This window comes from bacterium (assembly GCA_016699045.1).
In the GTDB taxonomy this organism is placed as follows: Bacteria; Babelota; Babeliae; order Babelales; family RVW-14; genus AaIE-18.
On the sequence record CP064957.1, the window covers coordinates 882329 to 896842 of the forward strand.

General features: G+C 41.7%; 13 protein-coding genes. 4 read left to right on the forward strand and 9 right to left on the reverse strand.

Annotated elements, in window-relative coordinates; translation table 11 throughout:
- The first annotated feature begins 15 nt into the window (after positions 1-15).
- Genes lepB through metG form a run of 3 tightly spaced genes read left to right on the forward strand, consistent with a single transcriptional unit; the run spans position 16 to position 3226 of the window.
- On the forward strand, positions 16-1263 hold the full coding sequence (gene lepB, locus IPF37_03945; protein ID QQR48688.1) for a signal peptidase I: 1248 nt from the start codon (positions 16-18) through the stop codon (positions 1261-1263).
- Positions 1260-1970 (forward strand): class I tRNA ligase family protein, encoded by a 711-nt coding sequence (locus tag IPF37_03950; protein QQR48689.1) that lies wholly within the window; start codon positions 1260-1262, stop codon positions 1968-1970. Before lepB ends, IPF37_03950 begins: the two co-directional genes overlap by 4 nt.
- Entirely contained in the window at positions 1907-3226 is a 1320-nt protein-coding gene (gene metG / locus IPF37_03955; GenBank protein QQR48690.1) for a methionine--tRNA ligase subunit beta, read from the forward strand. The genes IPF37_03950 and metG overlap by 64 nt, the downstream gene beginning before the upstream one ends.
- 66 nt (positions 3227-3292) lie before the next feature.
- On the opposite strand, the gene IPF37_03960 is transcribed toward metG, so the two are convergent.
- From IPF37_03960 to IPF37_03985, 6 genes are all read right to left on the reverse strand, one after another.
- Positions 3293-4015 carry an ankyrin repeat domain-containing protein gene (locus IPF37_03960; protein ID QQR48691.1) on the reverse strand — a complete coding sequence of 241 codons (723 nt, stop codon included), beginning with the start codon at positions 4013-4015 and terminating at the stop codon, positions 3293-3295.
- Between the two features lie 142 nt (positions 4016-4157).
- Entirely contained in the window at positions 4158-5858 is a 1701-nt protein-coding gene (locus IPF37_03965) for a vanadium-dependent haloperoxidase (protein ID QQR48692.1), read from the reverse strand.
- 34 nt (positions 5859-5892) lie between these two features.
- Positions 5893-6696 (reverse strand): hypothetical protein, encoded by an 804-nt coding sequence (locus IPF37_03970; protein QQR48693.1) that lies wholly within the window; start codon positions 6694-6696, stop codon positions 5893-5895.
- A 175-nt stretch (positions 6697-6871) separates the two neighbouring features.
- Positions 6872-7648 (reverse strand): ankyrin repeat domain-containing protein, encoded by a 777-nt coding sequence (locus IPF37_03975; GenBank protein QQR48694.1) that lies wholly within the window; start codon positions 7646-7648, stop codon positions 6872-6874.
- A 14-nt stretch (positions 7649-7662) separates the two neighbouring features.
- Positions 7663-8100: an NUDIX domain-containing protein gene (locus IPF37_03980; GenBank protein QQR48695.1), complete on the reverse strand. Its 438-nt coding sequence runs from the start codon at positions 8098-8100 to the stop codon at positions 7663-7665.
- A gap of 233 nt (positions 8101-8333) precedes the next feature.
- On the reverse strand, positions 8334-9341 hold the full coding sequence (locus IPF37_03985) for a hypothetical protein (protein QQR48696.1): 1008 nt from the start codon (positions 9339-9341) through the stop codon (positions 8334-8336).
- Between the two features lie 403 nt (positions 9342-9744).
- Between IPF37_03985 and IPF37_03990 the strand changes: the two genes are divergently transcribed.
- On the forward strand, positions 9745-11052 hold the full coding sequence (locus IPF37_03990) for a hypothetical protein (protein QQR48697.1): 1308 nt from the start codon (positions 9745-9747) through the stop codon (positions 11050-11052).
- Positions 11053-11134: 82 nt separating this feature from the next.
- Here the strand turns inward: IPF37_03990 and IPF37_03995 are convergent, their stop codons facing one another.
- The 3 genes from IPF37_03995 to IPF37_04005 form a co-directional block, all read right to left on the reverse strand.
- Positions 11135-12334 (reverse strand): beta-lactamase family protein, encoded by a 1200-nt coding sequence (locus tag IPF37_03995; protein QQR48698.1) that lies wholly within the window; start codon positions 12332-12334, stop codon positions 11135-11137.
- Between the two features lie 233 nt (positions 12335-12567).
- Complete coding sequence (locus IPF37_04000; protein QQR48699.1) at positions 12568-13755, reverse strand: ATP-binding protein; 1188 nt, start codon at positions 13753-13755, stop codon at positions 12568-12570.
- Between the two features lie 205 nt (positions 13756-13960).
- Positions 13961-14467, reverse strand: coding sequence for a hypothetical protein (locus IPF37_04005; protein ID QQR48700.1), 507 nt, complete (start codon positions 14465-14467; stop codon positions 13961-13963).
- Positions 14468-14514 lie beyond the last annotated feature (47 nt).

Below are 14514 nucleotides of genomic sequence, written 5' to 3' on the forward strand. Positions count from 1 at the left end.
AACCTGGTAGGTGGTATGAGCGAAATAAGCCGTTCATTTGAAAAAACGCGTGCTCAATTTGAGCGACGTAAGAAATTTTTCTTAAAGCGTATTGGTCGATGGCGTGCGTCCGGTTCAGTAAAAAAAGCTGATGAGGCAGAGCAGCTTTTGCGCGATGCTGAAAATTATGTGACCGAAATTAATATGGGCTTGCTACCAACAGCTGAAGGTCAAGCTGAAGAAATGGTACTCAAAAATAAATTGCGCGATTTGCGTTCAGTTTATGGTGAGTTGTACAATCTCACGTTGCCTGAGTGGCGGCAATGGGTTAATTCCATCACACTTGCTTTTGTTGTTGCGGTAGTTTTGCGGAGCTTTATCTTTGGGCTTTATCATGTGCCAAGCGGTTCTGCAGAGCCTAACATTTTGGTTGGCCATCGAATTTGGGGCAACAAAATGGCCTACTATTTAGACAAAATTAAACATGGCGATTTGGTTATTTTTGATAATCCAGAATTTGAATATGACAAAAAAAATTGTTTCGCTTTGTGGTGGCAGCGCTATGTGGGCATTGGTATTCCAGCCCTTGGGCTTTCTGGCGGGGCGGACAATTGGGTTAAGCGTGTTATTGCCGTGCCGGGCGATACGGTTGAAGGTCGGATTGAAAATGGTCGTACGGTGCTTTATTTAAATGGCGCCTTACTTGAAGAGCCTTACGTAAATCGGTATCCGTTAGTTAAAGTTGAAAAAAGAACCGGTCTTTTTAAACAGCACAAAGTTTTAGGCCTTAAAATGCCCGCAGCATTATGCGCGTCACATAAAACAACCTACTATTCGTACGATCCTCGTGCTTCTTTTGATCAGCAACCTTTTTATCATCTCAAAGAACGTGATGTGGTGCGTGATGTAGCATCTCGTGAGCTTATGTTGAGCCAGCCATTTACACCGACTTATGTTATGAAAAAAACAATGCATCAAGAATCTATTTACAATATCGACAAATTTGGACCGATAACAGTACCGCCTGGCATGTGCTGGGTGATGGGCGACAACCGCAAAAATAGTCGGGATAGCCGTTATTGGGGCTTGCTTGACCAACGATTAATTCATGGTCGCGCCAGCTTTGTGATGTATTCGATAGATAGTGAAGAGCCGTTATGGCTGTTAGATTTAGTAAAACATCCGGTAACGTTTTGGACCAAGCGTGTACGCTGGGGCTCTATCCTTGCAAGGCTCGATACTTTTAATGAGCCACGCTACCAAGCAGAAGAAAGAAAGTCATGAACAAAAATAAATTTTATATAACAACTCCTATTTATTATGTTAATGCCAAGCCGCACTTAGGAACGCTCTATTCAACCTTGTTGGCAGACGCGGCTGCACGCTGGCACAAGTTGCTTGGTCAAAAGGTTTTTTTCTTAACAGGAACAGACGAGCATGGCCAAAAAATTCAAGAAAAAGCGCTTGAAGCTGGCAAGCAACCAAAAGCATTTGTTGATGCAATTGTGCCTGAATTTAAAAAAGTGTGGCAGCATTACAATATTGGCTATGACAAATTTATTCGCACCATCGACGCTGAACATGTGCAAGCAGTAACAGCGTTTATTAATAAACTTATCGATCAAGGCGATATTTATAAATCGGCCTATACCGGTTGGTATTGTGTGCCATGCGAAACATTTGTGACAATTGATAATGAGTCGCCAAAAGATGCTCAAGGTCTTTATATTTGTCCTTCATGTGTTCGTACGATGCGAGAAGTTTCTGAAGAAAGTTATTTTTTCAGGCTTTCGGCGTACGAAGAGCAGTTGCTCAATTTCTATGAAAATAATCCTAACTTTATTACGCCCAAAGATCGCATCAACGAAGTGATTTCGTTTGTTAAGTCGGGCTTAAAAGATTTAAGTATTTCGCGCAAGACCGTTTCGTGGGGTATTCCATTTCCGGGGATCCAGCGCATACCGTTTATGTGTGGGGCGATGCGCTCGTGAACTACATCAGTGGACTTGGGTATGGAAATGATTCTGCACAAGCGCGTGAAAATTTTAACTTTTGGTGGCCGGCAGAAGTGCAGCTGCTAGCAAAAGATATTGTGCGTTTTCATGCCGTTTATTGGCCAGCTTTTTTGATGGCTGCTGGCTTAGCGCTACCAAAGCGTTTGCTTGTGCACGGTTACATTTTGATTGACAGTCAAAAGATGTCTAAATCACTTGGCAACGCGGTAGATCCATTATCGTTAGCTGAGCGTTATGGTGTTGATCAAGTGCGTTATTATTTGATTCGGCAAATGGCTATCACGCAAGACGGTAGCTTTAGTTTGAAAGATCTTGAAGAACATATTACTGCAGACTTAGCAAACAATTTGGGCAATCTGCTTAATCGCACGTTATCGCTGGCATTAAAGCATGGTCTTGATAAAGTAACCCCGCCAATGACTGAAGATGGTACGTGCCATACCAGTGCGTGGGAAAAGCGCTCGCTGATTTTGCGTGAGCATTGCGCCGAGACCTACCGCTTTTATTGGGAAGAAATGAACAAAGGCCTGTACCACGTTGCGTTGGCTGAACTTTGGAAATTTATTTCTTTGGTAAATGCATTTTTTCACGAACAGCAACCATGGGCCTTAGCGCAAACGAATCGTGAATTATTTGACGAAGTTATTGCTGCTACCTGCCATTGTTTGCGTGCGATCGGCATTATGCTGTGGCCGATTATGCCTGCCAAAATGGAAGCGCTGTTAGCCTCGCTTGGGCATACGCTTGAACTTGGCAAAGATTACGAACAAGATTTGCGTGAAAATAAATGGAACAAATCATTTGTGTTGACCATGACATCAGAGCCGCTTTTTGTGCGCCCTGAGCCATCGGTTGAAGTACCAGCAACGACAAATACTCAAGAAGAAAAAAAACAGGAACAGAACGTGATTACGATTGATGATTTTGCAAAAGTTGAATTGTGCGTTGGTACTATTGAGCAGTGTGAGGCCATTGAAGGCTCAGACAAATTGTATAAGTTGCAGGTTAATTTTGGGCAGCTTGGTATGCGACAAGTCCTTTCAGGTATCAAAAAAGATTTCACGCCAGAAGATTTAGTTGGTAAGCAAGGTATTTTTGTTACCAACTTGGCGCCGCGTAAAATGATGGGACTGGAATCTCACGGCATGATGTTGTTTGCTAAAGATGCTGACGATGTGCTGCGCATGAGCACGGTTGGGCATGCTGTACCAAATGGCACCAGGCTTCAATAAAAATAGTTTTTTAAACAAATAAAAAGAGGGCTCTCAGACTGAAGGCCCTCTTTTTTAGTTATCGATTTAATTATTGTTTTTATTAAAATAGTTTTTGAGTAGGGCAAGGCAGTAGGGACGATCATATATCGATGCAAGGCTAAAAGCAGAAATTACTGATTCATTCATACAAGCATGAGCATAAATATCTGTTGAGGGATGCTGTAATAACAGGTTAAGAATTTCTATGCGGTCGAATATGATGGCGGTGTGAAGTGGCGTGAGATAAGAGAAAGAACCTCTTTCGTAGGTTGCGGCATTTGGATTGGCGCCGTGCATTAAAAGCTCATAAACAATATCCTCTGAGCCCTTAATTATCGCGGCATGAAGGGCGGTTTTTCCTTTTTTATTGGGTAAGGCAAGAAAGTGTGTTTTTGCCAAAAATATGCTTTCTTCATTTATGAGATATGAGTTAGCGAAGCATTCGAGCAAAACTTGTTTGACTCTTGGGTGTGTATTGAGCTTGATAGCGCGGTGCAGCAGAGTGTTTCCCTTTGTATCTCGAATAGTAATCAAACGAGGAGCTTGCCTAAGAGTTTCTGTAATTTTTGATGGGTCTTGGCTGACGAAGTTGTCCATAAAACTTCTGTTGAGATTATGATAAAAAAACAATGATTGTTGGCTAAGCATGACCAATGCCTGAGCGGCTTTAATTTCGTTCATGGTGTGTGGTTGTGCCTGAGCAGTAGCTCCCCCACCAATCAGCAAAATTCCTAAGAGCGCGAACAAGAAAGAGCATTCTTTTTTCATGAAGGACAATCGTCGTGCTTGTTGTGTGCTTAAAGTTAACATGATATTTAAGTGCGATGGATTATAGCCGCTTTTTTGTGCCAAAGCAAGGCATGAAAAGAGGGCCCCGATCGGAGCCCTCTTTTAAAATCAGAACGATGTGTTAGCGAGGCAAGCCTGCCATAACTTTCTTGGTGCCAACGGTTATTTTGGTACCATCGAATTTGGTTAATGAGAAGCCTTTGAAATCAATGTTCATGGTGTATGCCCAATCTTCCAAGAGTGAGATGGCAATTTTTTCACCAAGACGCATAGATTCTTCAGCATCTGAGCGGTAGTGAATGCCGGCAAAGTTACGGCCATAAGCAATATTTGCTGCTAGCTTGTTGAGTTCGCCGCCGATGGTAATAGGATCGCCTGCATATGGTGTGAGTGCAGAGCCATCATCATTTGGCTGCATAGCCTGGCAAGTAACCGCAGTTTGAGGAAATGGATGATCTTCATTGAAAAATGCCTTGAGAATAGTAACTGAAGCGCCTGCAGTTGTTGCATGTCCAGCTGGATAGGTTGGATGTAGTGGGCAACCTTCAACATATGCTTGAGGAAGGAGCCAGTTGTCTTCACCAGCATTAGTATTGAAGGTATTTATACTGCCTCCCGCTGGATTTGCAGCGGTAACTGCTGAATTGAGAACATCATTATGCAATATTCCGGTAAAGCCAGGAGTTCCTGTTTTTGCTCTATCAACAAGCCATGCAAAATATTCTGGACGAATGGTTCTATGTACAAACCATTTTTGATACCATGCTGCGCGGATTGCCATATCGCAAGCCATGCCAATCAAACTAATGAGTTGCTTGGTATAAAATTCTGCAAATGCTTGTTGTGAATTGGTGCCAAGATATGGGTTGTTAGCATCAAAAACATTCATTGGGTCAGTATCTGCCCAACTAAGAAGAATTAACAATGCAAAAATATAAGGAAGTTGTCCTGCATCGTTATGAACAAAACTAGCAAGGTCTCGAGGTGTGATGATATAGCGAGGTCCTACGGATGGGGCAACGGCAGTAACATTTATTCCTTTTTGACTATCAACCCAGCCAGTGCGCGTTGTTAAATAGTTAATGTTCTTTGCTTGAACCATATATTGTTGAAGAAATGAGGTATCTGAAAAAGAAACATTTTGTAATAAAAATTGTGAAATATAATTACCAGTTGTTGCGCCAGGAATATTTGATCTGAAAAGTGTTTGAGGAGTAACTACTCCGCCTTCTTTTGGTCCTTTGAAATCTGATAAAGCATTTAAGGCATTAATTGCATTTTGAGCGGTGAATGAGATGGGAGCTGTATAACTTAAATTAAAATCGCGCAACAAAGCTATTTCATACATTTCGACCATTTCACCAGCTTTTTCTGCTGATGCAATGGCTGGCGGTGCTATGATTGAATGAATCCAGCTGTCTGGACCAGCTAGGTTGAAATCTAGCCCTGCTTGCGGGGTAACGAGTTTACGTTGAGCAGGGGTAAGGTGCATTTGAATTTTATCAAAATCACTTGAGTTTCCAGTTGCAAGTGCAAACAATAATGAGTTATAAGCTTCTGGGTCAACCAAGCTTGAGTCAGTATCATTAGTTATTTGTTTCAAGCCCTTACCAAAATTTCCACGCAAGTCTTCATAAAGCTGTTCATCGCCATTGGTTGGTTGTGCCGCAAGGTCTTGTCGCACACAACGGTCAGCGGTGCCATTGCGCACGAGTTCTGCATTAAACCGGCGGTTGGCGCGGCGGACAACGGTAAACGGATCTGCGTGTACAAGCCCGTACGAGCAGAGAACCGTCAGTGTCAGGATAATTTTTTTATTCATAATAATTGCCTCGTTTCTTCAATTTTCGTTTTATTTAGAATCGCATGCCGAAATCTACGTGAAGGCCAAGCTGCCAACGGTCAACTTCTGGCACGCCGATTGGCAAGTTAAATATGCCGGTGTCTTCAGTTTCGCCAAAATGGTTCCAATCAAAATACGGAACAACTTTGACTTGCCAATTGATGTCGTTGCCGGTGGTTTTGTGCCAAGTGAGTGGCACTTCAACGCGAACGCCATATGACCATTCAAGATCAAGGTCATTATCGTCGTCGTCATTGCCAAGGTTAATTAATGGTGTTTCTAAATCTAACCATGCTGCAACGCCGAGACGTGCAACTACGCGCGCGCCAATTTCAAAATTGCAATTACGGATTGGATAAGCAAAATCAAAACCAACTGGGATGTAAAGATGGTGGTAGTTGTAGGTTATGATGTCTGGTGACAATTCGTTAGAAAAATGATGATAACCAAAACCGATTAATGGTGTGAAAACCATTTTGCCGCAAGAGCTGACAAAGTTGTAACCGATTAAACCTTCTGGGCGGTAGTCGCCAACTTTGCTTTTTTGTGCGAGTGGTCCAGCGATGTAGCCAGCGTTCCAGCTGCCATCAAACTGAAGTTGTGCGTAAAAACTTTCTTCTTTGGAATAGGTCAAATCGGTATGAATACCGGCTTGATATCCAAGCGTGGTTGGCATATCGCCAAAATCTGACTGAACATGACAGAATGTTGATCCGACATTGAACTGCATCGTTTGATCGAGGTTGCAATGCCGAGCGCTCAAGCTCGATGCAACCATGCCCAACACGACGAGTGTGCGGAAAGAGCGGTGCTTCATGGAGACTCCTTGTTTTACGGACGCGGACTTTTTACGAATCACCATCATTATAAAAAATGATTCTTTTTTTTTTCAACAATCTTTAAAAAAAATAAAAATAGCTCCATCTGGAGCTATTTTTGCATGATAAAAGTTTGTGTGATGTAAGAAATAAATCCGCAGGGAGCTGCTGTGCTTATGCACTCGCCGTGTCCGGAAGGCTTCCTTGTCGATGATGCTTGTGAAAGCTGAGTGGTATTACAGGGCTGCGTGGTCTGAAAATTTCTTCAAAACAGGGGCTATTGATGTGGTCTCGCATTAGTCTTTTCGCTCGTGCTTGTGTTGCAAGCCCAATTTTGAGAAGATTGGTAATTTCTGGAAAATTACTCATTACTGAATAATCAAGTGATGAATTGCCTTGATCGTCTTGTTGTAAAATATCGACATCGAGAGTCATTAAAAATTTTACTAGTTTTTCATTGCCGGCAATAACAGCGTAATGAAGTACTGTTGAGCCATACATATCTTGTTGTTTTTGATTAGCGCCATTTTCGAGCAATAAAAGAGCAATGGTGGTTTCGGTATGTTTAACGGTTTCAAAGAGCGGAGTCTTGCCTTCACAATCTTGTGTTTCAATTGGAGCATTGTTTTTCAATAAAAAATTGGTCATTTTTATGTCACCACGAGCTGTGGCAATGTGCAAGGGTGTCTTACCAAGTTTATCTTGCATGGCGATAGGATAGTGTTGTTCAAGATATTTTTTTACGTGATGCACTTTGCCTTTATTGATTGCTTTAAAAAAAATTGATTGATCGGTTAGTTTAGAAATATGATGGTAGCATTCAATTGTTAGAGCAAGATCGGCAAATGGTGGATTAGGTTTTTTTATAAGTTGTGCGGCGCCAAAACAGGAATTTATAGTGAGAAAGAAAACAAAACTTGTAGTACTTAGTGATTGTGCAAATGTTTTCATGATACTCGCTTTGGTTATGAGGGGTCTTGATGTTCAGAATAAAATAGGTGTTGTTTAATGAGCGTTAAAGCGTTGCGATGTGCGGGAATCATTTTTTTTGGTAAGGCCTCTTCGCTAAACCATGCCAGAGCGGTATGCTTTTTGAGTTCTTTGTTGTACGGTTCGCCCTGCCAGGTTGTGCATTCAAAAACGCAGACAACGAGTTCGTGAGCAACTTTTCTGCGCTGAAAGGTGTGAACAAATTTAAGATCATCTACTTTAATTTTTATGCCAATTTCTTCAAATACTTCGCGAACGGCTGCTTCTCGAAATGATTCATCTTTTTCCAGTGCGCCGCCAATTAATGAATAATGGTTTGGTGCAAACGATGCGCTTTCGTTTCGCTGCAAGAGCAAAATTTTATTGTCTTTACGCATGATGACTATTGCGTAAGCTGCAAGTTGATGGGGCATTGAACAAACTCCTCGTGTTGTGAAATGGAGATATTTCGAGGATTGTAGATTAAATTTTTATGAAGAGAAAGAGAAATCGTGCTTATTTTTTTTAATTTTCTTTCAATAATTATTGCTGCAGAAAAAGGATGTCATAAATGCTTGGATATAAAATAATTGAGGCAAGAGATCAAAAATAAAAAGAGGCCGGGCTGCATTCAGCGCAGCCCGGCCTCTAAAATTTTCTCAGACATTTATTTCTTTGGCATTACCAATCGATGGTCAAAAACTAGGTGTTTGGTGTGCGGCATAATTTCTTCTTTTTTAAAAACGATCGACATAATAAAGCCGCGTAAATTGTATGGTTCCGAAAGGCCTGGTTCGTCATGTCGGTTGAAGGTAAGATCATTGCCGTCAAGATCACAAATAAAACCACCAAGCGCCTTAACAAGCGGTGCCGCCATGCCGCAATCCCAGTCTTTAGTGCTATCGTTATTGAAAATTAAAAGATTAATTTTCCCCTCTAAAAGATCGGCAACCGCCGCTCCAGCGCCGCCAGATTCAACGATGTGCGTTGGAAGATTAAGTTGGTTGCCCAAATATTCGGCAAAATCATTAATGCCTTTGAGATGGTCTACCGCTCGCTGATAAATGCGTAACTCATTTCGTTGGTAGGTTGGGAGTGGGAGCTCGTTGCTGTTACGCATAAAAACAACGGTGGTTGAATCGTTGGTGTACCACAACGTGTCAGTTGCTGGCAGATAAATAATGCCGGCTATCGATGCGTAGGTGCCATCATCTTGACGTTTTAAGAGTGCGGCAAGTGTTGTGTAGCCGTTTTCGTATCCTTCACAAAATTCTTGTGTGCCGTCAACCGGATCAATTTGCCACACGATATCATGATCAAAGCGGTCGGCGTGTTTGTGTTCTTCAGAATATGAGCCGGGGATTGTTGGCCTGATGCGCTTAAGGATATACAAACTTGCTTGCTTGTCGGCCTCGGTAACCAAATCTTTAAACGAATGTTCTTGGCTTTTGTTTTCTATCGTTACGTTTTGCCAGCGTGGTAAGATTTCCTGATGCGCAGCTTCGCGCACCAGTTTAATCATTTCTTGAACCTGGGCCGCGTACTCGTTTGAAGCGTGCAATGGCAAATCGGCATCTTTTTGTAAGTTCATTTCGTTAGCTTGTATGCTATTAAATGCAGCAATGCTTATTATGAAGCTAAATAACGTCGTGGTTAATTTTTTCTTCAGAACCATACTCAGTACTCTTTTTTTGAAAATGTTTATTTTGGCAAGTTTAGCAAAAAGGATCAAAACTGCCTATTTCAAAAACTTATCCTATTTTTCTTTAAAGATAGTCATTTTTTTAGTTAAATTTGCAGAATTTTTTTTCGCATAATATACTAAAACGTAATAATCATTAACTTGAAAAAGTATGCATAATGATGCAGAAATGATCATTACACGGGAAAATACCGTGGGGCCAATGGGCATTTTATAGAAATGTTGCGAGTTTGGCTTTCTTCTCCTTAATATCTGGGCATATTAAAACACGGATGTTTCCCGCCGCGCTGCAAAAGCGATAGGTGGCGCTTCCGTAGTATAAAATTGTCGCTGATATTTTTATGAGATAACCGGTTGTTATCTCGAGGAGCTTCTTATGTTTTCAAAACTATGCCGCGTCCTGTGGGGCGATATTTCTCGTGAAGAGTTCAAAAAATTTGGACTTCTTTCTGCTGTCTTTCTTTTTATGATTGGTGCGTACTGGATGGTGCGCTTGATTAAAAATGCATCGTTTATGCATTTAGTTTCGCCGCAGCATTTGCCATATGCCAAAATGGTATCGTTGGTATCTTTGCTTGTGCTGGTGCTTTTTTATAACAAATTGGTCGACTGGTTTGAAAAAACTAATCTGATTTATTTGGTTACTATTTTTTATGGCGCCCTCTTTTTATCATTTTCATATTTGTTTACGCTTTCTTCCATTGGTAGTTCCGTATTGCCATCGGCAGCTAATCAGGCGCTTGGTTGGATTTTTTATGTTGCGACAGAAAGTTATGGCTCGATTGTTATCGCGCTCTTTTGGTCTTTTGTTGCAAGTTCGATGGACCCAGCATCTGGCAAGCGCGGGTATCCGCTCATTGTTTTTGGTGCGCAATTTGGCTCAATACTTGGCACGGCGTTGGTGGCAACACAATCAACAACACTTGGCATACCATTACTGACGGCCATTGCCGCGATGTCGATGCTGATGATTTCACCAATGATTAGACTTTTTACCGTTCACCACCCACGAGCATTTGTGGTTTCAGGTGCGCAAGAAAATAAAAAACCAACGGGCATTATTGAAGGGCTTCGACTTATTTGTACCAAGCCATATTTGATGGGTATTTTGGTTGTTTCAACGGTATACGAAGTAATAACGGTTTTGTTTGAATTTCATATGAATTCTACAGCGTATGCAACGTTTGACAGTATAGAAAAAGTCTCATCGTTTTTGGGCATTTATGGCATGGCAACCAACACGGTCTCGCTGTTGTTTGCGTTGCTTGGTGCGAGCTTTTTTATGCGTCGCTTTGGCATCGCTGCCTGTTTGATTGCGTATCCAGCCATGCTGGCATGTTTAGTGTGCTACACGTGGGCGCTTCCAAGTATGTGGGCATTTTTGGTAGCAGTAGTGGCGGCCAAAGGGCTGAGTTATGCACTCAATAATCCATGCAAAGAAATGATGTACATTCCGACGAGCAAGGACATTAAGTTTAAAGCAAAGAGCTGGATTGATGTGCAAGGTAGCCGCTCTGCAAAAACGAGTGGTGCAACGATTGTCGCCATGTTCCCAGCAACTTCGGTGTTGCTGACGTACGGTTCAGTAATTTCTTTGGCAATCATTGCCGTGTGGATTCCAATTGCGTTGTTTGTTGGTAGAACAAATAACAAGTTGATTCAAAATGGTGAAACGATCGAATAAATCGCATTAAAAAATGATCGAATAAAAAGAGGCCAAGCTGCATTCAACGCAGCTCGGCCTCTAAAATTTTCTTAAGAATAATTTACGCTAACGTAATGTTACCAAACAAAAACATTGGATCTTCAATGACGGTTTTCAATGCGATTTCGCAGCCACAAATGTCTGCGGCCGCCAAAATTGTTTCAACAACGTGTGGAATGGTGCCGGTGTTTGATAAGAAAATCATAACCACCTCGTCATCAGCATCTTGTGGAGTGGTAGTCTTTTTTGAAGTAAAGTGTGCTATCAAGCCGTCGTGGCAACACTTTTCAGGCAAGTAGTTTGATTCGTGATATTTTTTACCGTGGTTGCAATCATAATGTGCACATGATGTTTTTAAAATTGCATCATATTTTGGCGAAAGTAAAGTTGGTTGCTTGACCTCTTGCGCCCAAAGATATAAATCATCAACGGTCGAAATGATTGATTCGTACGCATAAGAAGTCTGAGGTGAGGTTCTATAGTAATCTTGACCTTCATCCATCCAATAAGCTTGGCCCGAGCAAGGTATGAGTGCCAGCAATGGGAAAGTATTTTTTTGATCAGGTTTGGAATTTTTATAATAATTGGCGCGTGCTTGCCAGTAGGCATCATCTGATGCAAATGAGTGATGCATGCCAAGTTTATCAAAAATACGTGTTTGCAAGCTTTGCTCATATGAGCATTCATCAACGATTGCAATAATTCGAGAGAGCAAGCTGTTGCTGGTTGACATATAATCTTCGTGCTCAAATTTGCCCCAAGTTTTGTCAGTGTGCGTTAACAGGTCTTCGATGGTGGTGGACCAATCTATGCCGGTGTGTTTGTACATCAGTGCGGGATCCATAAAATACTGTGCGTCGCAATTTATAACAAAAGAGAACGCCGGCGTGTCGAGCGACAATTTGCCTTCTTGCGCAAGCTGCAAAATAATATTTGCGGTGAATGATTTGGTTAACGAGCCAATCAAAAAGGCGGTGTTTGGCGAAAGGATAAAAGACATTTCAGTATGATCATCTTGGCTTCTTTTTAAATCAGAGACGCCGTACGCTTTGCGCAAGACTGGTTTTTTGTTGCGCATGACCAGCACGCTGCCAGAAAAATTTCCTTTATCGGCAAGTTTTTCAAGTAGTGCTTCGATTGATGCGTCGCTTGATCCCTGATCGATTGTGGCTACCAAAGGGCTGTAAGAACTGACAACAGAAAATAAAAGAGCAAAAAATAAATTTGTAACGATGGTAGATTTCTTGTTTGAAAAAATCATAACGACTCCAATTGTGTTGATATGAGTACGGTTCAATTACTTAGCTATTGTATCTCATTTAGGCAATAACTGCAAATGGGTGGTTGTCGTTCGTAATATTATAATCACCAAATAGTTTCAGTTAGGGTTATTTTGGTTTGAATTAAAAAGTTGTGCTAATTTGGTAGCCAAGGTACAAATTAGCACAACTTTTGGTATTTATATGCTGTTGGCCGATATTGTTGCCTAGCAGTTTATACAAAATCAGTAATGGGCGCCCTAAGAAATTTTTCAACAGGAATGCCCTGGTCCCCGACCAATAAAACACGCGTTGGCTTAAACTCTTTTACAAAGAGATCTATGCCCGATTTATTAAAGGTTTCAGAGCCGCTTTTCACTTCAAGAGCGGTAAGGCTGTCGCCATATTTTAATATAAAATCAACCTCTTTGTCGCCCTCGCGCCAATAAAAAAGTTCAATTTGGGTGCCGCGGATACTATTTAACAAATGAGCGCCAATGGTAGATTCAATCAGTCTTCCCCAAAACGCGCGGTCCTCTTGTGCTTCTTTAAAGGTCTTGTTTGATTGGGCGGTCATAAGTGCAGTATTGTACACAGCAAATTTTGGGCTGGACATGCGCTGTCTAACCGCTTGTTGTGCAAATTTTTGCAAGCCGCATAAAAGCCCTGCTCCCGCGAATAAATCTAAATAATGTGCCAATGTTGTGGTATTGCCTGCATCTTGAACTTGGCCCAGCATTTTGGTGTACGAAAGCATTTGTCCAGAATAAATGCAGCCCAACTGAAAAAGGCGGCGCAATAAAATGGGCTTGTTTACTTGCGTCATTAACAGAATGTCGCGAGAAATAGTTGTTTCAATGAGCGAGTCATTAATGTAATTTATCCAGCGCGATGGGTTGTGATCATCAGCCAGTGGAGCGGCGCCAGGGTAGCCGCCAAAATAGGCATATTGTTCTAAAGACCAACCAAATATTTGATTCATTTCGGCAAATGACCAGTGTGTGATTGGCGTGATTTCAAAGCGCCCTGCCATGCTTTCAGTCAGCCCTTTTTGAATAAGCCATGGCGATGAGTCAAGGATCATGACAGACAAATCGATCCCGTTGCGGGTATCGGCATCCCACAAGGATTTTATCAAATCAGACCAATGAGGAATTTTTTGTACTTCGTCGATAATAAAAATACAGCCTTTGCCCGGGACTATTTTTGTGCGTGCAACTTCCCATTGTTGTTGAAGTGCTGCCAAATCTTGTAAAGACGCCAAGTCTGCCGAAACAAAATGGTATGGCTTGTTGAGTGCCTCGGTCACTTGGATGGCCAGGGTTGTTTTACCAACTTGGCGGGGGCCCAAAAGGACTTGAATGAACCGGCGTGGCTCTTGGACTCGTTTGAGGAGCACCTCAAAAATGTGGCGTTTTTGCATAAAAATCCATTCGATTTAGGAATTTACTCAATGCGCTGAGTAAAAATACTCAATACGTTGAGTAAAATTACTCAGCGCATCTCGTAAAATTACTCAATGCATCTCGCAAAGTCAATAGTTTGAATGAATGGATTTGAAAAGATGCTAATAAAAAAGGGCCCTGTTTTTCAACAAGACCCTTTGAAATAACGAGAATTTTCTGCTTTTAGCAGGTTGAGTGGAAAAGCCCTACAACACGTTTTCCTTCTTGAACCAGCTTGTTGTATTCATAAACAGCAGTACCAGGAACGGTTATGTCATAGTCAGGCTTGTTAATAGTTCTTGCTACCATAACTGTTTTCCCAGCTTTTTTGAGATAGTCCACAACGGCTGGCTGCACTTGTAAAACAAGGTCAACGCCGCGAGAAAGAACAAAAACGTCGGTTTGGTCGACTAAATCTTTAACTTCGGCAATGCCGATGCCTGGATTGTGGCTCATGCCAGTAATGCCCCAGTCCCAAGCTTTGGCACCTTGTGGTGTACAGATACAATCTTTAAATTTTGCTTGGCTATCGCTGCTTGTGTTAACAATAATTTTGCCCCACTGGATGCTGTCGATGGTGAGGGTTTGAGTTTGGGCAACGGTTGTCGGAGTTGATGCTTGGTTGATTTCTGGATCAATGTCCGAAAACAAGCATAAGAAAATAAAAGAGAATAGTTTGAAAAATTTCATAAAAGTGTCCTTTTGGTGATTTTCCGTAATCGATTCATCTTTCAATC

Bases quoted from the DNA above. Each gene is read 5' to 3' on its own strand.
- IPF37_03950 (QQR48689.1), top strand. From the start codon at position 1,260: ATGAACAAAAATAAATTTTATATAACAACTCCTATTTATTATGTTAAT.
- IPF37_03985 (QQR48696.1), bottom strand. From the start codon at position 9,341: ATGGTTCTGAAGAAAAAATTAACCACGACGTTATTTAGCTTCATAATA.
- IPF37_03960 (QQR48691.1), bottom strand. From the start codon at position 4,015: ATGAAAAAAGAATGCTCTTTCTTGTTCGCGCTCTTAGGAATTTTGCTG.
- IPF37_03975 (QQR48694.1), bottom strand. From the start codon at position 7,648: ATGAAAACATTTGCACAATCACTAAGTACTACAAGTTTTGTTTTCTTT.
- IPF37_04000 (QQR48699.1), bottom strand. From the start codon at position 13,755: ATGCAAAAACGCCACATTTTTGAGGTGCTCCTCAAACGAGTCCAAGAG.
- lepB (QQR48688.1), top strand. From the start codon at position 16: ATGAGCGAAATAAGCCGTTCATTTGAAAAAACGCGTGCTCAATTTGAG.
- IPF37_03970 (QQR48693.1), bottom strand. From the start codon at position 6,696: ATGAAGCACCGCTCTTTCCGCACACTCGTCGTGTTGGGCATGGTTGCA.
- IPF37_03965 (QQR48692.1), bottom strand. From the start codon at position 5,858: ATGAATAAAAAAATTATCCTGACACTGACGGTTCTCTGCTCGTACGGG.
- IPF37_03980 (QQR48695.1), bottom strand. From the start codon at position 8,100: ATGCCCCATCAACTTGCAGCTTACGCAATAGTCATCATGCGTAAAGAC.
- IPF37_03990 (QQR48697.1), top strand. From the start codon at position 9,745: ATGTTTTCAAAACTATGCCGCGTCCTGTGGGGCGATATTTCTCGTGAA.
- IPF37_04005 (QQR48700.1), bottom strand. From the start codon at position 14,467: ATGAAATTTTTCAAACTATTCTCTTTTATTTTCTTATGCTTGTTTTCG.
- IPF37_03995 (QQR48698.1), bottom strand. From the start codon at position 12,334: ATGATTTTTTCAAACAAGAAATCTACCATCGTTACAAATTTATTTTTT.